Genomic DNA, 19,469 nt, shown 5'->3' on the forward strand with positions numbered 1-19,469 from the left:
TATTTTACGTTTATGCAAAAGTATTGACTGATTTTACCGGATAGCCCAGTTTTTCGACCATTGATTTCAAATCATCAGCTTTGACCGTGTCATCATGCTCCACCGTCACCTTGTTCAAGTTGAATTTTACGCTGACATCGCTTACACCTTTTGTCTTGCCGACCCCGGATTCTATCTTCTTAATGCAGCTCGGACACGTTAAATCGTCTGTTCTTAAATTAGTTTTCATAAATGAATGACCTCCAAATAGTTTTTGTATTTCTTATTGACTTAAGTATAGGACGTTTTTCGTTCTATTAAATTGACCCAGGTCAAGACTGCGGGAAAACTTGCGATTTAATGGTCGATTGTGGACGAGAAGCTTCACCTCGTGCCGTCGTTTTACTGCCATGTCGGGAGAACACCGCTGCACCGACTTCGTTTTTCCGCCATGTCGGGGCACCGTCAAAAACTCCATAAAAAAACCAACCTCATCCAGAGGTTGGCTGCTCAATCAAAATATATTTTTAAACCTGCCCGTTTAAATCCTTGCCGGCATCGAGACCGAGCCTTTCGAGCGTCAGCGGGTCTTTGAAGTATTCTTCTTCCAGCATCAGGCGCGTCAGATGAACGATTGAATCGATGGTCGGTGTTGTCACATCGACCGCCTCCGCGATACTCTTCCACAGCATCAGACCATTCGTCACATCTTCAACGATATATCGGTTCTCGAGGTGTGTCGGGCCGAGCAGGTCTTTTAAAATCGGGCTCGTATTGTACTGCTCCTGCAGCGACGCACCTTCCTCAAAGTATTTGCTCCGGATCGAGCGCTCGGATTTATCGACCGCATCAAAGCCCAGCGCTTTACAGATCTGCTGGCGCTCAACATCGATTTCCTCGATCACTTTGATCGTATGCTCCGTCACGCCGTCCTTATACAAATAAAATTCATCGCCATGGTTGTCGATAAAGCCTGTATTCAATATCGCAGGCGCCGGGTGGCTTTCCGGATTGCCGTTGTTCAAAGCCGGTTCCATGATATTTATCGCCGGCACGAAGCAGTCATACATCGTGTTCAGTTTCTCAAGCATGATTTTCGTGTGAGCCGCCGGGTACGCACTGAACAAGTTGTGTTCACTGTATAAAATGACTTCCGCTTCATTTGCCGTATAGTCATATCTTGCAGCGTATGTCAGTGACATCGATTCACCGATGTACACTTCAAGTTCGGGTCTTATTTCCTTTAAATACTGATGGATCAGAATGCTGAACATCGAGCTTGCACCATTGATATAGATCATCTGTCCGTCTTTAAGGTGCGGACCGATCTCCTTGAATATCTCAAGCAGGATGTTGGTCGGCAGACATGTCATGATGACATCCGCCTCCGAAACGGCAAGTTTCGGATCCTGTGTATATTGATGGAAATGGATCAGCTTGCCTTTGAAGCTCACATTCCCGTCTATGATATTGGGGTGCGGATCTTTCAGTGCACTTTTCGAGTGGTATAAAATGACTTCATGCCCTTTTTCCGTTAAATCTGCTGCTGCGACAATGCCGCCATTGCCTGCGCCTATAATTGCGACTTTCATTTATTTTATAGCTCCCTTGTAGTTTTGGATCAGTTCGATTGCGGGTATATCCGCCGGTGCCCAGTCAAGTGCACCGATATTTTCCCGGTTCATCCATTTCATGTCCACATGTTCCAGCATTTTGATTTCACCGGAAAGTATTTTTGCGTAATACGTCGTCAGTTCAACGATGCCGAAATCATATTCGTATACTGTCGTTGTTATTTTATCCAGTACGTCGATCCGGCATTCCATCTCTTCATCCAGCTCGCGCAAAAGCGCCTCTGTTTCAGTTTCGCCTTTTTCAATCTTGCCTCCCGGGAATTCCCATTTCAAGGCGAGATTTTTACCTTCGGGACGCTGGGCACATAATATTTCATCATCCGAATTGACGATGACCGCCCCAACGACCCTGATGTACTTTTTGTCCGTCATTTTTCAATTCCTTTTCCATTTTTCAATCATTATACCAGACTTACTTTACACTTAAAAATTGTAAGACCTCTTCCTTATCAGGCTGTGCAATGTTGTTCTTCATGTTCGCTGCTTCCAGGCCCCGTCCAATAATCGTTTCCATATCTGCGCGGTCGATGCCGAGATCATCAAATGTCAGGGCAAGTCCCAGCTTTTTTTTCAGGCTGTTGAACCGTTCACTCAAAGCCTCCGCACCAGAAAAGCCGATCATTTTCGCATGTTCATCCAGCCTCGGATCAAGACCCGCATTGACCACATACCATGCATCCATTGTGAATGCACACGCCTCCCCGTGCGGCACATCGTAATTTGAAGTCAGATAATAACTGAAGGCATGTGCCGCTGCAGTGCCTGTCTGGGAAAATGCCACGCCGGCCATCATGCTTGCGAGCGCCATGTTTTCACGTGCTTCAATGTTCATAGGTTCGTGATACACACGCTCCAGATTTTCAAACGCCAGTTTCGCAGCTGAGATTGCGATCGCATCGGATACGGGATTTTTATTCGCCGAACCGAGACAGTCGAGTGCATGGCACAACACATCGATGCCGGATGTCGCAGTTATGCGCGGCGGACAGGTCAAAGTCAGTTCAGGGTCGACGATCGCTGCTGCCGGATAAAGCCCCTGGCCGATGAGCGGCACTTTCAAACCGTTCGATTTATCGCTGATTACACTTGCAGGTGTCACTTCCGAAGCCGATCCGCTCGTTGTCGGAATCGCAATGAGCGGCAGCGCACGGCTGAAATCCTCATGTTCGAGCAGATGGTTGATATCAATGCTCTGCAAATAAACTGCACATGCCGCCTTCGCAGCGTCCATCGTCGAACCGCCGCCGATCGCTATGACACAGTCCGCTTCATGCTGTTCCATGACATTGACGATTTTCTGCACATTGTCGAGCGTCGGATTCGGGTTGATATCCGTGACGACATCTTTTATCCTGTCTCCCAATTGGGACTTTACCAGCCGGTCCAGGCCGTTTTCAATCTGGGAATTCGACATCACTATAATATAAGATGAATGATCATAGGACGATAAAACATCATTCAATTCCGAAAATATGCCCTGTCCAAAATGGATCTGGACGGGATGCTGAAATGAAAACATATTCACACTCCCCTTTTCTTAAATCTTATAATATCACTTTTAATCCACCAGCAATAAAAAAGCACCTCATCCGAGGTGCCTGAATTTCGGATCTATACGAGTTTTTTCATCTCTTCGGCCACGTGTTCCACTTCAGTGCCGACAACAACCTGGATATTGTTTTTACCCGGTCTGACGACGCCGTGGACACCTGCCGATTTCAACTGTCCTTCATCAACTTTCGAATCATCATTGACGTTGATACGGAGACGCGTCGTGCAGTAGTCGATCGTGTCGATGTTTTCCTTGCCGCCGAGGCCGACAAGCAGTTTATCCGCCTTCTGTGTATATTTATCATCGGCACTGGATTCTCTCACCTGAACATCATCGGAATCCACCGTTTCACCTTCAGTGCTGACGATTGAATCATCACGGCCCGGTGTTTTCAAGTCCATTACAGGAATCAGAGCCCTGAAAATGAAATAGTACAGAACGAAAAACACCAGACCCTGCACAAGCAGCATCCATGGCTGATTCGCAATCGGGTTATTCAGACTGAGCAGCATGTCGATGAGCCCAGCGCTGAAGCCGAACCCTGCGGTCCATTCAAATGAAGCTGCGATGAACATTGAAACACCCGTCAGGAGTGCATGCACGACATACAGTACCGGTGCCAGGAACATGAATGAAAATTCCATCGGCTCCGTCACACCTGTCAAGAACGATGTCAATGCCAGTGTCAGAAGCATCGAGGCCGCCGCCTTCTTATACTTGGATTTTGCCGTATGGTACATCGCAAGTGCCGCACCCGGCAGGCCGAACATCATGATCGGGAAGAACCCCGCCTGATAACGGCCGGTAATCCCCTGTTCACCGGTACCGGAAAGGAAGTTCGGAATATCATTGATGCCTACAGTTTCCCACCAGAAGATGGAGTTCAGGGCGTGATGCAGCCCCGTCGGTATGAGCAGTCTGTTTGCGAAACCATAAATCCCGGCACCTGCTGCCCCCAGGCCGAGGATGCCTTCACCGAATGATACGAGCGCACCGTAAAGGAACGGCCACACGAAATATAAAATCAGACTGACGAAGATCATGACGAATGAAGCGATGATCGGAACCGCACGGCGTCCGCTGAAGAACGCCAGGTACTCCGGCAGCTTCACATCACTGAACCTGTTGTACAGCGCAGCAGCGATCAGACCGGTGATGATACCGATCAGAACATTGTTTTCAATGACACCGAAAGCGGGATCCACCGCATCTGCCGAAGCGCCTGTATACATCGCAACCGCGTCCTGGCCGAGCAGTGTGATGACGACCAGAAATGACACCAGTCCCGACAGGGCGGCTGCCCCGCTTTTATCTTTCGACATTCCGAATGCCAGACCCACTGCAAATATCATAGCAAGATGATCCAGGATGGCGTTACCCGCATTGATCAGAATGGCTGCTGCCAAATTATTCTCTCCCCAGCCGTCCGGGTCGATCGCATATCCGACACCGAGCAGAATTGCCGCAGCTGGCAATACTGCAACCGGTAACATAAATGAACGGCCCATGTTTTGAATGTAGCGTAACATTGTTTTCCCCCTAATTAATTAAATGATAAAATACTATGTAATACGATATTTCTTACACAAATATACCACATAGAGTAAAATGTATAAATACACATATTTCATTTCTTCAATTTATTTTGTGAATTTTATTTCAAAAGGAGTCTGCAATGTCTTTACTTATAGAAAATATAACGATCGTTACACATGAGGCTGAATTTGAAAACAGATGGCTGCTGATCGAGGGGGAAAGGATTTCATCTGTCGGACATATGCCTGATGTGCCGAAGGCGGATAAAATCATCGACGGCGGCGACAATTACCTTCTGCCGGGAGCATTTGAAATTCATATCCACGGGGCAGACGGTGTGGATGCGATGGACGCCGATGAAAATTTCATCGAAAAAATCAGCAATCATCTGCCGTCAACGGGAACGACTTCTTTCCTCGCGACGACGATGACCGGCACATTCGAAAATATCAGTGCATCCCTTGAAAATTTAGCGGATTATCAATACAGCGGCGGCGCCGAAATGCTCGGCATCCATCAGGAAGGTCCGTTCATTTCGAAAGAACACCCCGGCGCCCAGGATCCAAAATTCATACTGCCTCCGGACGCAGATGAAATTCGCAGGCTGCAGGCCTTATCAAACCGCCAGATCCGTATCTTGACTTATGCACCGGAAGAAGACCCGGATTTTGAATTTCTGGGTACTTTGAGAGACCTGGACATCTTGCCGTCCGCCGGACACACCGGAGCCACTTATCAGCAGCTGAAGGATGCCACGGGCCATGGACTCAGACACATCACCCATCTCTATAACGGCATGCGCGGCCTCCATCACAGAGAACCCGGTGTCGTCGGCTACAGCTTTTTAGGCGATTCTTACGTTGAAATCATTGCCGACGGGATCCATTCGAACCCTGAAATGGTACGCCTCGCATATGATAATATCACTTCTTCAAGAATAATCATGATTACCGATGCCATGCGCGCCCAGGGACTGCCGGACGGGGAATACGACCTCGGCGGCCAGAATGTCTATGTCAACGGCAACGAAGCCAGGCTTGAAAGTGGTGTTTTGGCAGGCAGTGTACTGACCATGGAACAGGCCGTAAAAAATATGTTCGAGTTTACGGACTGCGGCTGGACGGACATAGTCAGGATGACTTCCTACAATGCACTGAAATCCCTTGATATGCTGGATTCCAGAGGATTGATCGAGCCCGGTCACCCGGCGAATCTGGTTATATATGACGAAGATCAGTCGCTTACGACGACCATCGTAAAAGGCGAAGTTTATTACGAAAAATAAAAACACCCGTCAACCGGGTGTTTTCATATTATAATCATATTTTTTGAATTTGACCGTCAGCGGTATGAACAGGAATATATACAGTGCAATCAGCACCCCTGTAAAAAGCACCGAAGTTGCCACAGGCAGGTGCATGAACGGGATAACTATGAAGACAAGGAGCGCCAGCACGATGACCGCCACATAGTCGAAAATGATTGATACTGTGGCAGGCTCTATATATTCTTTACAATCCGGACATTTTATCCGTGTTCTGGGCTTTAATGCATATCCCAGCAATTTTTGCCTGTAAGTCCACTGATGACCGCACATCGGACACTTTGCCACACTTCCACCCCGTTACATGTTTAATCGGTTTTATTCTTCTTCATCAAACTCATAATAGTCTGCCAAAATATCTTTGATCGCCACTTTTTCATCGGATTGGACCAGCTTGATGTTGGTGATGACACTGTCGCAGCCTTCTTCATTAAGGTGGCTGTTCAGCTTCTTCACCAGATTCAGCAGCTCGTCGATGTCACCTTCGATCGTCGTTTCCATCGGGCCGACGAAATGCGTCAGACCGCTGTTTTCAATGATATCGATAGAACTGTCAATATAGGAATATGATTTACTTTGACTAGGATGCTGCGGAAGTAATTGAACGCTCATAATATAATTCATGATTAAATCCTCCTCGTATAATTAAATGACTTGCTTTTATGATAACATTATTAAAAATGGATGACTAATAATCATAATGCATAAAAATTATATTGGAGGATTTATGGACACTAAAGCTTTTCAATGGCTCAATTTCATACTCACTTTCATCGCCGTGATCGCAATTTACTATTTCCTGCATGACAGCATACCTGAATATTTCAGAATCCCGCTGATGATTGGACTCGTCATCATCGTCGTCGTGAGTCTGATCGTCGCTTTCAGACGCGAAACGCCGGCACGGAGTAAAGATGATGATGATGGTGATCGGGAAAGATGAATAACGGCTGATAGACCTGTCTATCGGGCAAACCGCATCTCACTTGGCTGATAGAGCGTTCCTATCGGGCAAACCGCTTCTCACTTGGCCGGTAGAGCGCTCCACATATAAAGAGTGCCGTACATGCCGAACCGGCCCCACTGGTCTGTAATTTCATTTATATATTTTTTGCTTGGAGCTGCGTCCAGACCGTCCACCAGTCTGATGGCATTTTTTATGCCTGCATCTCCGACGGGGACGGCGTTTCTGAATTTCAACGTGCGCATCAGGACAGTGTTTGCGCTCCACGGCCCGATGCCGCGAAATGAAGTCAGATGTTTGAATACTTCATCGTAATCATCGAAAGTTTCCAAATATGATTTCGACAGCTCGCCGGACGCGACGCTTCCGAGCACGTCTTTGATGTACTCGGTTTTCCTTGTGGAAATTTGCATCTCCCGCAGCACTTCACTGTCGATAGCGGCAATCTCGCCTGCATCCGGCATCAAATAAAACTTCTCACCTTCATATTCAATATGATGGCCACAGTATTCGACCACTCTTCTTTTCAATACGTAGGCAAAGCTTTTCGTAATCTGCTGACCGAGTATCGACCACAGAAAAGCATCGGCAATATCCATTTTTCCGACCATCCGGTAGCCGTAGTGATCATCGATCAGCCCGCTGAGACGTTTATCCTTCCCCGCAAATTGATAAAAACCATCCAGATCATAATCAAGATCCAGCCAGTCTTCACAGTAGCCTTTAATCTCATCAATGCCCGCGCCTTCATTTACAGGTGTCTCTATAATCACTCCGCCGCCCGCAGACTCACTCAGCTTCATCAGCACCTTCCTGCCGTCGAACCACTCCGCCTTATAAATTTCATCACCGATGACTTTATACAGACAGTCATCCTGATGCTCCATATAATCCAGCGTTTCACCAAAGCGGTAAGGACCGTTCGCTTTTATTTCCATCATTTTCTGCCTTTCACCGTATCACCCTGCACGGGTTCTCGGCCGGAGGCGAACTGGATTCGGATGGAGTCGGCTTCATGCGGTTCAATATCATTCATCACATGAAAATGGAGGTGTGGCATATCCGATGCACCGCTGTTGCCGCACTGGGCGATCATATCGCCCGTTTCGACCGTATCACCCACTTCGACGAGTATCGAATTGTTTCTGAGATGGGCAAGGAGTGAATACTCATTGTTATCATGTTCGATGATGATGGCGTTGCCTTCAGGCGCATCAAGGTTCATCTTCAACGTCTCATTGTCGGGGATGCCGTCCAGTATTCTGACGACTGTTCCCGCCCGCGGGGCTGAAACCGGGCTGTTGAAAGCATAATACGACTTCAATGTTTCCGGATCGCCGTCATGGGCCCTGCCGTCTTTTTTACGGATGAAGTCATACGCATAGCGCTGGTGTCTGTGCGGATAATGATAATTGACAAAATTGTTCGTGCCGCCCCACAGAACGAACCATTCCTCGGTAAACGGCAGCTGATACCTGTTGATCGTCAGCTCCCGGTCCGTCTTGAATTTCTCATAAATATCAAATTGTACACCGATGATTTCACCTTCATTATTAAAGGCGGTCACGATCATCCGCTCAGTTTTGCCGTCCACCCAGCAATACCGCTTCACCCCGGGTTCCAGCTGCGACTGGTGCTTCAGAGTGAACTGCTCGGTGCCTTCCTCAAAATCTGCAGCGGCCTCTACGAAATCCTCCAAGGTCATCTGCTTTTTAAACGCCGATATCGTCTGCCTGTATATCTTCTCAAAGTTTTTGAATGAGAAATGGTATCCGAACTCTTCCGGATATATATTCTGCTCCATCATCATATCACCGTCCTTAATAATTTCATCATACATAAAAAAAGCGGACCCGTCACGGCATCCACTTTACTCAAGCGCCTCCATTATGATATTCGTCTGCCCTTCAAGGGACATCAGATCATTCGTAATAAAGTCATCTGCGGACACGATCAATATATTCCCGCTGTCCACATTCATAGCATCGGCCAATTCCTTTCGCAGCGCTTCTGAATCGGTTTCCGGTCTTTTATTCACCAGAATGTAATCAGTGCCGATGCCTGAGAGCTCCGAAACCTCAAACTGGTCAAAAGGCGTTTCGCCGATCGCATCCTCTACATCTTCAGCCACATTGAAATTTAAAACATCATACATCACTTCGGTCCCATAGGCGGAATATTCATCATACAGATAAAAGCCGTCGTCCCCTTCAACAAGCACCGCCGCTTCATGGGCGGACGGATCGAAAGACAGTTCCCGACGGTGCTCGGTCATCCTTTCCATCCAGCCGTCGGCAAGTTCAGCCGCCTTTTCCTGTTCTCCGAGAATGACTCCCATCTTATTCAGCTGAATCAGATAGATCCTGTCCCTGTATGTACTCAGCAGCTCACCGCTGTAGTTCAGAGGCAGTGTCGGGGCTATTTTTTCATAATCTGTACTGTGACTATCCTGACTGCTCGTGACGATGACATCGGGTTCGGCATCCCTCACCGCTTCAAAATCCTCATATTCTATGTATTCCACATCATCCAGATGTTCATTTACAAAAGTGTTATCCTCGACTGCGGCTGTCACTGCAGAAATATCAGCACCGAGAAGATGCGCATTCAACACATCCACCGGTCTCAGCAGGACCATACGCTCAGGATCTGCGGGAATTTCCATTTCACCGGAGTTATCGACCATGATACGCCGGGTTTCCCCGTCTTCTGAAACGCTGACTTCCCTGAAATTGCTGCAGCCGGTCAAAACCAGGACAAGGATGATTATCAGTAAACCTTTAATTTTCATATCCACTACTCCTAAAAAATATCTCCTCCATTATACAATAAAAAGACCGGTTGATAACCGGTCCTTTTTATATTTGATGTGTTTTTTCATAACGCATTTTTTCAAACTTCAAAGCACGTGCCCTGTGTTTTCTGTAGAACTCCAAAAATTTGTTCAAATTCTTTTCTGAAGATATGTTCATGGAGACTTCCACTTTATCATCAATCCAAAAATTTAAGATCTTGCCTGACAGCGCCCTTCGCTCTACAGTGACAATCGATATATCCGTATAATCAATTTCGTGACGGGTCACCCCTTCGTCGCCCCTCTCCAGATTTACGAATAATCTTTCGGTCGTCGGTATCAGTGCACCCTGGAAAATATATTGTCCGTCGCTTTCAAATTCAATTGTTCCGATCAAGCCGGGTCCAATACGTTCATTTTCTAAAAGTGCAACATTTGTTAAATTTGCATACACATTGCACAACCCCTTTTTGTTTTATTTATTTGTATTGCCTTTTCCCGTTGTGAGAATATTATAAACAATCTGTAACTTTAAAACAAGTACCCCGCACAACATTCCTATAATTCCGCCCAAAGTGTTTAAAATGACGTCATCGATGTTGGAAATGCGTCCGATTGGCAGGACGTACTGCAGCACTTCGATGGATATGGACATCAGGCATGCGAGTACAGTCGTCAAAAAGGGCTTTCTTGTCAATATATACAAAAATAAACCGAATGGTATGAACAGTATGATGTTCATGAGGAGCGAATTGACGATGGCCCTCGGTGTCGCGTACTCCAGAGTTTCGGTGATGCTTGAAAACGGCACCAGCTGGATCATCTGATTCGGATAATCCGTCGGCATCAATGTCACGAGAATCATCCCGACGATCGTTACCGTAAATCCGATATAGATTATCAAAGTCATTCTTCTTTTAAAATTGCGTGCATCCTTTCCGGCCGATCTGTTCAGAAATAAAAACACGATGACAATGATCATCATCAGCAGTATGAAAATCGGCAGAATCGGTGCAAACGCATGATAAAGTTCTATCAAAATAATTACCTCTTATCCTGTGTAAATTGCTGGTCGGTAAATGTCTTATACATTGAATGGGTATCCATCAGCTCGGCGTGGGTGCCGCTGCCGGTCAAATATCCATTTTCAATAAAGTAAATATTATCTGAATTGATGATGGTGCTGAGACGGTGGGCGATGACCAGAACCGTACGCCCTTCCATCAGTTCATCCAGCGCTTCCTGGACAAACCGTTCGGAACGAGAATCGAGGCTTGCGGTCGCCTCGTCCAGCATCAATATTTCAGGGTCTTTTAAAAATGCCCGTGCAATGCCGATTCTCTGGCGCTGGCCGCCGGACAGCTTGATGCCCCTCTCGCCCACTTCTGTATCCATGCCCGCATCCAGTTCTTCTATGAATTCAGAAGCATAAGAGCTTTCAACCGCATGTCTGATTCCTTCTTCCGTATACTCATCTTCATTCAGACCATAGGTGATGTTATCACGGATCGTTCCGGAGACGATGGCACTTTCCTGTGCGACATAGCCGATATTTTTGCGCAGATCATGCAGCGGAATATCAGTTATATCCGTGCCGTCGACCAGTATACGGCCCGAATCTGTTTCATAATATCTTTCAATGAGTGAAAATATTGTCGATTTACCGCTGCCGCTCGGTCCGACGAAGGCGACCTTCTGATCCGGCTCCGCCCTGAATGAGATGTCCTGAATGACCGGTGTATCTTCAATATATCCAAAGCTCACATTTTCAAACTCGAGGCTGTTGAAGTTCACAGTATTTTCAGAGAGTGTACCTGCATCCGGTTCGTCGTCCATATCGAGAATTTTAATGATCCTTTCAGTGGCGCCGAGGGCTTTATTCAGTTCGGTGAAAAACATCGCGAACATCGTCATCGGCATGATGATCTGGAACAGATACAGCAAAAAGGCGACCATCGTACCGATGGTCATCGTTCCGTCCGCCACGCGCAGTCCGCCGTAGGCGATGATCAGAATGATGACCAGCATCATCACAGTCGACATGATCGGCGAAAGAAGCGCGTTGATCACCGCTTCCTTCATACCATATTTATAGAGCACATTGATGCCTTTCTGCCCGGTCTGCCGTTCATAACCTTCCCCGTTGAACGATTTCATCAGACGGACTTCACTCAGTGTTTCCTGTGATGTGCCTGTAAATGATGCCGTTTCATCCTGCAGCTGTTTTGATATTCTGCCCATCCGGCGGCCGAGCGGCAGGATGATGACGATCGATATCGGCACCGCGATGAACATGATGAGTGACATCCTCCAGTCTAGTATGAACAGGATGATGACCGCACCGATGATCGACAGCGTGCCGTTGATGACCTGCGGAAAATGGGAAGTGATCAGGTTTTTGATGATTGCGGTGTCGTTGACCAGACGGCTGACCGACTCGCCGCTCTTAGTGGCATCAAAGTACTTCACCGGCAGCTTTAAAAATTTATCCCATACAAGTTCCCGGAGGCGCATGATGATCGTCTGACCGACTTTCGCCAGTATATAATACGCGAAACCGTCGAGCACGGCGCTTATGAGAAACAGCGCGATGATGACGGCTGCGATGCCTGCAGTGAACATTTCGGTGTTGAAGCCGTCGATGAACGACTGTGTCAGAAGCGGGACGATCAATGAACCGATCATGCCGAAAAATGAAAGTGCGATTCCTGCAATGAACATGCCTTTATTCACTTTCGTCTGATTCATCAGCCCCATGAAATCCTTGAAGGAAGCTGTGCGTTCTTTATTTTCCATAATAAATTCCTCTATCATATATATTTTCGTTAAAACTGTTTAGACCATACCCTGATATGATAAACTAGTTTCTAGCGAGGGGGAATAAAAATGAGTCTTGTGCTTTCAAATTTAACAAAAAGATTTGACGATTTTACAGCTGTAGATGATATAAATATTGAAGTGCCAACCGGCAGCATGTACGGTTTTCTCGGCGGCAACGGCGCAGGAAAGACGACCACTTTCAGAATGCTTTTAGGCCTGCTCACACCGACTGCCGGAAATATTACATATAATGATAAGAAAATCGACTATTCGATGACCGATAAAATCGGTTATCTGCCTGAAGAACGGGGGCTGCATCCGAAGCTCCAGGTCGATGAGCAGATCCAGTATCTCGCGAAACTGAAGGGCATGAAGAAAGCGGATATCGATAAACAGCTTGATTTTTGGCTGGAGGAATTTGAAGTCCCTGAAAATAAGCAGAAGAAGATCGAGAAATTATCCAAAGGGAATCAGCAGAAAATCCAGCTGATCGCATCCATCATTCATGAACCGGAACTGATCATCCTTGATGAGCCGTTCAGCGGACTCGACCCCGTCAACGTGGAGATTTTGAAAAAAGCGGTTAAAAATCTGAATGAGAGCGGTGCGACGATTCTGTTCAGTACACACCGCATGGACCATGTTGAAGAACTGTGCGAAGAGTTATGTATTTTAAATAAAGGCCAGCAGGTCGTCAACGGAAACATCGATGATATCAAATCCGACTTCGGCCAGAAAGAACTGGTCATCGAAGGCAGACATGACATTTCATTTTTAAAAGACTTTCCCGGCGTGCTCGACTTTAAGCAGAAGAGGAACAAGAATGTCATTAAAATCGCAGAGGAGAAGTATGCCGAAGATATTTACAATGAGATCATCAGGATCGGCTACTTCAAACGGTTCCAGGTGATGGAACCTTCACTGAACGATATCTTCATTGCGAAGGTGGGTCGTCAATATGAATAAATTCAAGACTACTTTCTGGCACACATATTTATCCAAAGTCAAAGCGAAGTCGTTCATCATCACAACCATCATCGTCATGTTGCTGATCGTACTTGCAGGAAATTTCGACAAGATCATGAACTTGTTCGATTCATCAGAGGCGATCAATACTGTTGAAGTCGAGGCGACCGAAGAATTTACGGAACAGTTTTCGGCAGTCCTCCCTGAAATCAGTGAGGATATCAGTATGACGGACAGTGACGGCGATATAGTGCTTACGGTGGAAGATTCCGTGCCTATCACTGCGACAGTCGAAAGCGAAGTTGAAATCAGCAGCGCCCAGCAGACGGAAATTGAACTGGCACTCGATTCGGTCAACCGCGAGATGGTTGTCAATTCACTGGATTTGACCGAAGAGGAAGCCGGATTGATGGCAGCTGAAATCGATGTCGACTTCCAGACGGCGGAATCGATGGAGGAAGGAGATTCCGGCGCGGCCGGAGAAATGGACGAACCAAACTATTTGAACATCGTTATTTTCTACGTCACCGTGTTTGTCATGTTCTTCGTCGTCATCAACTACGCCAGTCAGATCGGCACCGAAATTGCGATGGAGAAATCATCACGGGTGATCGAGATGATCGTTTCGAGTGTATCACCGGTCAACCATCTGTTTGCGAAAATACTGGCAATCATCTGCGTCAGTCTGACCCAGTTATTCTTCTTTGTCGCAACAATCATTGCGGTGATCTATCTGGTGGACATCGGCGCCATCATTTCAGAGTTCGGTCTTGAGGCAAATGACCGCACTCTGCCGATGATCATTTACAGCCTGGTCTTCCTTTTACTCGGGCTTGTGCTGTACTTATCAGTGTCCGCCCTGCTCGGTTCATTCGTGAGCCGGATGGAAGACCTGCAGCAGGCACTGCTGCCGATCACACTGATGTCAATCGGCGGTATGTATCTCGGAATGTTCAACCTGTTCAATCCGGATAACATGCTCGTCATAATCACAAGCTACTTCCCGTTCTTTACACCATTCGTCATGCCGCTCAGAGTACTCGACCCGGACACATCACACCTGACCGTCTGGATCGGCATGGTGATTGTCATCATCACCGTCATTATCGCCGTCTACTTTGCCGCACGCATCTATAAAGGCAGCATCCTGTCGACGGATAAAGGCATCATTAAAAACATCAGGAAATTTAATAAAGGCGAGTAGCATTTTGAAGAGAGCCGTCCCGGTGTCTGGGCACGGCTCTCTTTTGCTTGATTTTGGGAGTTTATGGGCGGCTCGTGCCATCGCGGGATAGCGAAGACACGATAGACCGCATCTCGTGCCATGGCGGAAAAACGAAGGCACGGGCCAGCCCCGACATGGCACAAAAACGATGTCGGGACAGGGGCGTTATCCCGACATGGCGCAAAAACGATGTCGGGACAGGGGCGTTATCCCGACATGGCGCAAAAACGATGTCGGGACAGGGGCGTTACCCCGACATGGCACGAAAACGATGTCGGGGCAGAGGCGTTACCCCGACATGGCACAAAAACGATGTCGGGGCAGGGTCGTTATCCCGACATGGTGCAAAAACGATGTCGGGGCAGGGGCGTTATCCCGACATGGCACGAAAACGATGTCGGGCACCGCTCAAAAACCAACATAAAAAAAGAACGCGGACTCATAATGAGCCTGCGTTCTTCTTCAGCCGATGATCTTTATTCGCCCAGGACGTCTTTGTCGAGCATGACTGTCAGATTATCGTGTTTCTGTAAAATTGTCACCGGGATTTCTTCTGTGATTTCACCGTTGAGCAATGCGTCCACGGCTTCACTTTTTGTCTCCCCGGAAGCGAGGAAAAGAATGGATTTGGTATCCATGATCGTCTCAAGTCCCATGGAGAGTGCGCGTGTCGGCACGTCTTCAATCTTATCGAAGAATCTTGAGTTGTCTTTGATCGTCACATCCGTCAGATCGACGACCTGCGTTCTGCTGTTGAACGGAGTGCCTGGTTCATTAAAGCCGATATGGCCGTTACGGCCGACGCCGAGCACCTGCAGATCGATGCCGCCGAGGTCTGCGATGATTTTCTCGTAGCTTTCCACTTCCGCATCCAGATCATCACTTTTACCATCCGGAATATGTGTGTTCTCCAAAGGAATATTCACTTTGCTGAAAAATTCCTCAAGCATGAAGTAGTGATAACTCTGCTTATCATCCCCGTCGAGCCCGACATATTCATCCAGGTTCACTGTGTGTACATTCGACAGGTCTATATTGTTTTCATTCAGCATTTCCGCCAGATACTGATACATTTTTTGTGGTGTGGACCCTGTTGCCAGACCGAGTGTGATATCCGGCTTTTTTTCAATTGCCTCATATATAAATTTTGCTGCTTCTTTGCTCATACCATCATAATCTTCAGCTGTAACGACTTCCATAGTAAACCTCCATTCAATCTTTTTCTATATCATTACTATACCAATAAGTTGAATAGACAACCATAAAAATTTAAAGGCTTCTAAAATTTTTTCACCCTTTCGTCAAATATTTTAACTAAGGTGAGTTGGCGGGGTACTGGAATCAGCAGTAAAATACTTCGTCAGGCACAAAATAAAAAAACAAGCCTTCATAAAGGCCTGTTTTTCAGATGATCATCTATTTTTCAACGTGATCGATGAATTTATTCAGCTCGCGGTTCATGACGATGCCGACAACCGGCTTCATCGTCGTGACGAGCACTTTCGCGCCCATCTTGCTGTTGCGGAGTTCCGAGCGGACTGAAATGTCAACACCGCCGTTATTCGGAACGACAGTGAACTGCGTCAGAATATCGCCCTGCTTCAGCCTTGAGCGGACGGTGACTCTCCTGTCCGCCTCATACTCGATGATTTCACTGCGGAAGCGGTACGTTTTCCCTTTAACATTCAAAGTTGTACGGAATTTGGTGCCTTCATCTCTTTTATCTGTTGAACTGTATTCAATATTATCCAGTATGCTGAAGATTTCCTGCAGTTTTGCATCGTCGTTCACAAATTCAAACACTCTTTCAGGTGTTGCCTCAACATCCTGCTTTTGATAATTGTAAATTTCCATTACCGATTCACTCTTTCCTGATTGTTATTGGATACTCTGTAATAATCATATCACCTTCATTCAATGTGACAAGTAATTCCTCAATATCCATCATTTCTTCTTCAAGCAGCGGCTCATTGACAATAAAAGAAGAGACCGATGAATAATTGGCATAAACGTCCTTTTCGCCGTCAGCCCGCTGAACAGGCAGATAGTCGGTGACAAGTGAATACTCACCCGTTTCCAGATGTCTGCCCACTTCATGAATGCCGGCAGGTATGATAAAACTCTCATTGCGGGCGGCATTCATCATTTCTTCTTCAGCGGGGACCAGTTCGATTTCTGCGTCCCTCGATTTATAATCCAGCTGCATACCGTCCGACAGATTCAAAATTAAATCAGACGTAAAAATGCCCATGGCAATCTCAATCAGACGTGTGCCTTCCGGATCATACGTAACGAGTGCGCCGGCACTGGTGTCACCACCGCCGATTCTGTATCTGCCCTCTTCGATGTCTTCGCCTATTTCATAGCTGCCTGAGGAAATCGTTACCGCTTCACCGGTTTCATCCGCCGTGCTTTCTACAGTCGCATTCAAAAAGTGGAAACGGTCCTCCATGCCGGCATGCAGCAGTTTATTGTCCTGTTCATAAAGTTCTGCGGCTTCTTCATTGATCTCAAGCGCTTCCCCGTCATACTTCTCGGGCATGATGCCTGAAAACCCGCACCCTGCAAGAAATAATGTCATGAGCAGTACACTAACTTGTTTCATGGGACTGTTCCCCTTTATAAATCCGCAGGTAATGCTCATTCGTCCCGAGCGGCCCGAGGCTGACCGACCGGTCACTCAGATCTCTTAATGTATTGAGCACGGCATTCACCGTGTCCCTGTCCAGTCCCGAAGTCGGTATACAGATCCGGTCATTGTTCAAGTAGAGTGTGTGCTCAGGCAGGGTGCCGAGCTGCCCCAGATTTTCTTTGCCTATGAATCCCTTGATATATTCATCAGTTTCCTTTTCACGGTTGTAAGTATAATAAACGTCTTTCTGATCTAAAAAGAAAATCTCATCCGCATACTCATCAAGGTTGTCCAGCAGGTGGCTCGCCACGATGATAATCTTGCCATCTTCCTTGATTTCCCTTAATACGCTGCTCACAAGCTCGACATTCACCGGGTCCAGTCCGTTCATTATCTCATCCATGAACATCACTTTCGTGTTCGCTGCGATCATCATCGCAAAGCACAGCCTCTGCCTCATCCCGAGGGAATACGTCTTCACCTTATTCTTCACATAGCTGTCCATATTCAGCCTCGTGATGATGTCATCAATGTTCTTTTTATCTTTATTCCAAATATCACGGTACATTTCTATATGTTCATAGCCGTTGAAATCTTCATAAAGCTCAGCCTGGTCCGGGAAGAACGTGACGATCTTATGCAGTGCCTTAATATCTTTCGAAGTGTTTTTATACTCCCTGCCGTCTATCGTAATGCTGCCCTCATGAATCGGTATGAAACGGATGATCGCATTGAACAGCGTCGTCTTGCCGGTGCCGTTCGGCGCAACCAGGCCGATGATCGACCCGTCTTCGATATTGAAGTTCACTTCGCTTAAAACCGTATGGTCACCATATTTAATGGTCAAATTTCTGACATCAAGTGTCATTAGTTTTTCCTCCTTTCAAGCTTGCCCGACCGTGTCGGTATCAACTTGAATATGAAATTAAAAATGATTTCCAAAATGATATATAAAATGATGAAGTTTATGATGATTCTCGGCACGCTGATATTTTCTGAAATCGCATATTCCCCGCTGATCAGCGGCTGAATCTGCATGTATGTCAGCGGATTCCACTCCGCCATGGCTGGAAACTGGAGCATCAGCACCGGGATATAAAAGACTGCAATCACAATAGTGATCGTCAAATATATATTTCTGAAGACAAAACTCAGTCCAGTGGACAGTTTGACGATGATATAACTCAGTATCATCGACAGCCCGGTCACCAGGAGCGAATATTCCAATATGCTGATGTATTCAGCATTGTCCCCGCCGAGAATCGACACGGGATAACGGATTGTCCCAGAATCGGCAGACAATGTATTGATCCAGTAGGAAATAAATACCCCCGCTATGACTGTGAGCCATATCAGCACCCAGGAAATGAACGTTCTGATCCGCCACTGGGCAGCCCAGGACAGCGGTATTCCCTGCGTGATGCTCCAGTTGTGTTCCTGATCCCTTGAGAACCGGTCTGCGCCGAGTATCGCAGCAATGATGAACGTCACGACACCGGAAATCAGGTTCACCAGGTTGAACAGCACGAGGGACGGTGACATCGGATTCCAGTCGATTTCCACATTTTCCTCCTGAAGATAATTCAAGAACCTTAAATCCTCTTCAAGCGTTTCTTCAGGCGGGATGAAACTGAGCAGCAGTTCCTGCGATTCAAAATCATCCGCCTCATAAAAGGACAACTGGTTCTCAGTCATCACGATGCCCTGCTCGACATAGTCGTCGACAATGTCCTCCAGCCCTTCAACCGTGTTGCCTTCTTTCTGATTCAATATATAGCGCTGGTTGCCGAGAATCTCCTGCTGTTCGGCAAGCTTATCGTAAATTTCCTGTCCTGCTTCCGACTCGAAATCCTCATCCGGCAGAACATTGAAAATTGCGAAAGTCTGATCATATTGTTCCCGTGTCTCTTCAAGCGGCAGTTCAATCGAGCGGTTTTGATACAACGTCGAAAAGCTCGCTATGAATAGGAACAGCGCGATCAGGAGGATGCGTACTTTCCAGTCCCGCAATATTTTCAATAAATCCCATTTGAACATACGCAT

The 19,469-nt window shown here is 46.8% G+C and carries 22 protein-coding genes; 4 read left to right on the plus strand and 18 right to left on the minus strand.

What is annotated here, in order from left to right:
• Nucleotides 1–10: 10 nt before the first annotated feature.
• From BLR15_RS02165 to nagE, 5 genes are all read right to left on the minus strand, one after another.
• A complete protein-coding gene (locus BLR15_RS02165) occupies nucleotides 11–229 on the minus strand; it encodes a heavy-metal-associated domain-containing protein (RefSeq protein ID WP_092984219.1) in 219 nt (72 codons plus the stop codon).
• Between the two features lie 277 nt (nucleotides 230–506).
• Nucleotides 507–1,571: an NAD/NADP octopine/nopaline dehydrogenase family protein gene (locus BLR15_RS02170; RefSeq protein ID WP_092984221.1), complete on the minus strand. Its 1,065-nt coding sequence runs from the start codon at nucleotides 1,569–1,571 to the stop codon at nucleotides 507–509.
• Nucleotides 1,572–1,985, minus strand: coding sequence for a (deoxy)nucleoside triphosphate pyrophosphohydrolase (locus BLR15_RS02175; RefSeq protein ID WP_092984223.1), 414 nt, complete (start codon nucleotides 1,983–1,985; stop codon nucleotides 1,572–1,574). It abuts the gene before it with no gap.
• 40 nt (nucleotides 1,986–2,025) lie between these two features.
• On the minus strand, nucleotides 2,026–3,132 hold the full coding sequence (locus BLR15_RS02180; protein WP_092984225.1) for an iron-containing alcohol dehydrogenase family protein: 1,107 nt from the start codon (nucleotides 3,130–3,132) through the stop codon (nucleotides 2,026–2,028).
• Between the two features lie 92 nt (nucleotides 3,133–3,224).
• The gene (nagE, locus tag BLR15_RS02185) at nucleotides 3,225–4,694 is read right to left on the minus strand and encodes an N-acetylglucosamine-specific PTS transporter subunit IIBC (protein WP_092984227.1); all 1,470 of its coding nucleotides are present in this window, start codon (nucleotides 4,692–4,694) and stop codon (nucleotides 3,225–3,227) included.
• 146 nt (nucleotides 4,695–4,840) lie between these two features.
• Between nagE and nagA the strand changes: the two genes are divergently transcribed.
• Entirely contained in the window at nucleotides 4,841–5,986 is a 1,146-nt protein-coding gene (gene nagA / locus BLR15_RS02190; RefSeq protein ID WP_092984229.1) for an N-acetylglucosamine-6-phosphate deacetylase, read from the plus strand.
• A 9-nt stretch (nucleotides 5,987–5,995) separates the two neighbouring features.
• Here nagA and BLR15_RS02195 read toward each other — a convergent pair whose 3' ends face one another.
• Together BLR15_RS02195 and BLR15_RS02200 are read right to left on the minus strand one after the other, a co-directional pair.
• On the minus strand, nucleotides 5,996–6,313 hold the full coding sequence (locus BLR15_RS02195; protein WP_092984231.1) for a TIGR04104 family putative zinc finger protein: 318 nt from the start codon (nucleotides 6,311–6,313) through the stop codon (nucleotides 5,996–5,998).
• A 30-nt stretch (nucleotides 6,314–6,343) separates the two neighbouring features.
• Complete coding sequence (locus BLR15_RS02200; RefSeq protein WP_092984233.1) at nucleotides 6,344–6,649, minus strand: thiamine-binding protein; 306 nt, start codon at nucleotides 6,647–6,649, stop codon at nucleotides 6,344–6,346.
• A 103-nt stretch (nucleotides 6,650–6,752) separates the two neighbouring features.
• Here BLR15_RS02200 and BLR15_RS02205 point away from each other — a divergent pair, with 103 nt between their 5' ends.
• Nucleotides 6,753–6,968: a hypothetical protein gene (locus BLR15_RS02205; RefSeq protein ID WP_092984235.1), complete on the plus strand. Its 216-nt coding sequence runs from the start codon at nucleotides 6,753–6,755 to the stop codon at nucleotides 6,966–6,968.
• An 80-nt stretch (nucleotides 6,969–7,048) separates the two neighbouring features.
• Here BLR15_RS02205 and BLR15_RS02210 read toward each other — a convergent pair whose 3' ends face one another.
• From BLR15_RS02210 to BLR15_RS02235, 6 genes are all read right to left on the minus strand, one after another.
• Nucleotides 7,049–7,930 (minus strand): DNA-3-methyladenine glycosylase family protein, encoded by an 882-nt coding sequence (locus BLR15_RS02210; RefSeq protein WP_245696481.1) that lies wholly within the window; start codon nucleotides 7,928–7,930, stop codon nucleotides 7,049–7,051.
• Entirely contained in the window at nucleotides 7,927–8,829 is a 903-nt protein-coding gene (locus BLR15_RS02215; RefSeq protein WP_245696483.1) for a M23 family metallopeptidase, read from the minus strand. The genes BLR15_RS02210 and BLR15_RS02215 overlap by 4 nt, the downstream gene beginning before the upstream one ends.
• Nucleotides 8,830–8,859: 30 nt before the next feature.
• Nucleotides 8,860–9,780, minus strand: coding sequence for an ABC transporter substrate-binding protein (locus BLR15_RS02220; protein WP_092984237.1), 921 nt, complete (start codon nucleotides 9,778–9,780; stop codon nucleotides 8,860–8,862).
• A gap of 67 nt (nucleotides 9,781–9,847) precedes the next feature.
• On the minus strand, nucleotides 9,848–10,237 hold the full coding sequence (locus tag BLR15_RS02225) for a PH domain-containing protein (protein ID WP_092984240.1): 390 nt from the start codon (nucleotides 10,235–10,237) through the stop codon (nucleotides 9,848–9,850).
• A gap of 21 nt (nucleotides 10,238–10,258) precedes the next feature.
• Nucleotides 10,259–10,822, minus strand: a complete 564-nt coding sequence (locus BLR15_RS02230; protein WP_092984242.1) for a VanZ family protein — start codon at nucleotides 10,820–10,822, stop codon at nucleotides 10,259–10,261.
• 5 nt (nucleotides 10,823–10,827) lie between these two features.
• Complete coding sequence (locus tag BLR15_RS02235; protein ID WP_092984244.1) at nucleotides 10,828–12,579, minus strand: ABC transporter ATP-binding protein; 1,752 nt, start codon at nucleotides 12,577–12,579, stop codon at nucleotides 10,828–10,830.
• 90 nt (nucleotides 12,580–12,669) lie between these two features.
• Here BLR15_RS02235 and BLR15_RS02240 point away from each other — a divergent pair, with 90 nt between their 5' ends.
• Nucleotides 12,670–13,569 carry an ABC transporter ATP-binding protein gene (locus tag BLR15_RS02240; protein ID WP_092984246.1) on the plus strand — a complete coding sequence of 300 codons (900 nt, stop codon included), beginning with the start codon at nucleotides 12,670–12,672 and terminating at the stop codon, nucleotides 13,567–13,569.
• Nucleotides 13,562–14,773, plus strand: a complete 1,212-nt coding sequence (locus tag BLR15_RS02245; RefSeq protein ID WP_092984248.1) for an ABC transporter permease — start codon at nucleotides 13,562–13,564, stop codon at nucleotides 14,771–14,773. Before BLR15_RS02240 ends, BLR15_RS02245 begins: the two co-directional genes overlap by 8 nt.
• A gap of 497 nt (nucleotides 14,774–15,270) precedes the next feature.
• On the opposite strand, the gene nagB is transcribed toward BLR15_RS02245, so the two are convergent.
• From nagB to BLR15_RS02270, 5 genes are all read right to left on the minus strand, one after another.
• Nucleotides 15,271–15,993, minus strand: a complete 723-nt coding sequence (gene nagB, locus BLR15_RS02250; RefSeq protein ID WP_092984250.1) for a glucosamine-6-phosphate deaminase — start codon at nucleotides 15,991–15,993, stop codon at nucleotides 15,271–15,273.
• A 217-nt stretch (nucleotides 15,994–16,210) separates the two neighbouring features.
• Nucleotides 16,211–16,648 (minus strand): SRPBCC family protein, encoded by a 438-nt coding sequence (locus BLR15_RS02255; RefSeq protein ID WP_092984252.1) that lies wholly within the window; start codon nucleotides 16,646–16,648, stop codon nucleotides 16,211–16,213.
• A 7-nt stretch (nucleotides 16,649–16,655) separates the two neighbouring features.
• On the minus strand, nucleotides 16,656–17,399 hold the full coding sequence (locus BLR15_RS02260; protein ID WP_092984254.1) for a hypothetical protein: 744 nt from the start codon (nucleotides 17,397–17,399) through the stop codon (nucleotides 16,656–16,658).
• Complete coding sequence (locus BLR15_RS02265) at nucleotides 17,386–18,294, minus strand: ABC transporter ATP-binding protein (RefSeq protein ID WP_092984256.1); 909 nt, start codon at nucleotides 18,292–18,294, stop codon at nucleotides 17,386–17,388. Before BLR15_RS02265 ends, BLR15_RS02260 begins: the two co-directional genes overlap by 14 nt.
• Nucleotides 18,294–19,469: a hypothetical protein gene (locus BLR15_RS02270; RefSeq protein WP_092984258.1), complete on the minus strand. Its 1,176-nt coding sequence runs from the start codon at nucleotides 19,467–19,469 to the stop codon at nucleotides 18,294–18,296. The genes BLR15_RS02265 and BLR15_RS02270 overlap by 1 nt, the downstream gene beginning before the upstream one ends.

It is taken from the genome of Lacicoccus qingdaonensis, assembly GCF_900101075.1.
Lineage (GTDB): Bacteria > Bacillota > Bacilli > Staphylococcales > Salinicoccaceae > Lacicoccus > Lacicoccus qingdaonensis.

Excerpts from the sequence above, each read along its gene's own strand:
- BLR15_RS02205 (WP_092984235.1), top strand. The coding sequence starts at position 6,753 with ATGGACACTAAAGCTTTTCAATGGCTCAATTTCATACTCACTTTCATC.
- BLR15_RS02180 (WP_092984225.1), bottom strand. The coding sequence starts at position 3,132 with ATGTTTTCATTTCAGCATCCCGTCCAGATCCATTTTGGACAGGGCATA.
- nagA (WP_092984229.1), top strand. The coding sequence starts at position 4,841 with ATGTCTTTACTTATAGAAAATATAACGATCGTTACACATGAGGCTGAA.
- BLR15_RS02240 (WP_092984246.1), top strand. The coding sequence starts at position 12,670 with ATGAGTCTTGTGCTTTCAAATTTAACAAAAAGATTTGACGATTTTACA.
- nagE (WP_092984227.1), bottom strand. The coding sequence starts at position 4,694 with ATGTTACGCTACATTCAAAACATGGGCCGTTCATTTATGTTACCGGTT.
- BLR15_RS02165 (WP_092984219.1), bottom strand. The coding sequence starts at position 229 with ATGAAAACTAATTTAAGAACAGACGATTTAACGTGTCCGAGCTGCATT.
- BLR15_RS02200 (WP_092984233.1), bottom strand. The coding sequence starts at position 6,649 with ATGAATTATATTATGAGCGTTCAATTACTTCCGCAGCATCCTAGTCAA.
- BLR15_RS02175 (WP_092984223.1), bottom strand. The coding sequence starts at position 1,985 with ATGACGGACAAAAAGTACATCAGGGTCGTTGGGGCGGTCATCGTCAAT.
- BLR15_RS02260 (WP_092984254.1), bottom strand. The coding sequence starts at position 17,399 with ATGAAACAAGTTAGTGTACTGCTCATGACATTATTTCTTGCAGGGTGC.
- nagB (WP_092984250.1), bottom strand. The coding sequence starts at position 15,993 with ATGGAAGTCGTTACAGCTGAAGATTATGATGGTATGAGCAAAGAAGCA.
- BLR15_RS02215 (WP_245696483.1), bottom strand. The coding sequence starts at position 8,829 with ATGTATGATGAAATTATTAAGGACGGTGATATGATGATGGAGCAGAAT.
- BLR15_RS02220 (WP_092984237.1), bottom strand. The coding sequence starts at position 9,780 with ATGAAAATTAAAGGTTTACTGATAATCATCCTTGTCCTGGTTTTGACC.
- BLR15_RS02255 (WP_092984252.1), bottom strand. The coding sequence starts at position 16,648 with ATGGAAATTTACAATTATCAAAAGCAGGATGTTGAGGCAACACCTGAA.
- BLR15_RS02235 (WP_092984244.1), bottom strand. The coding sequence starts at position 12,579 with ATGGAAAATAAAGAACGCACAGCTTCCTTCAAGGATTTCATGGGGCTG.
- BLR15_RS02265 (WP_092984256.1), bottom strand. The coding sequence starts at position 18,294 with ATGACACTTGATGTCAGAAATTTGACCATTAAATATGGTGACCATACG.
- BLR15_RS02210 (WP_245696481.1), bottom strand. The coding sequence starts at position 7,930 with ATGATGGAAATAAAAGCGAACGGTCCTTACCGCTTTGGTGAAACGCTG.
- BLR15_RS02170 (WP_092984221.1), bottom strand. The coding sequence starts at position 1,571 with ATGAAAGTCGCAATTATAGGCGCAGGCAATGGCGGCATTGTCGCAGCA.
- BLR15_RS02245 (WP_092984248.1), top strand. The coding sequence starts at position 13,562 with ATGAATAAATTCAAGACTACTTTCTGGCACACATATTTATCCAAAGTC.
- BLR15_RS02270 (WP_092984258.1), bottom strand. The coding sequence starts at position 19,469 with ATGCGTATGTTCAAATGGGATTTATTGAAAATATTGCGGGACTGGAAA.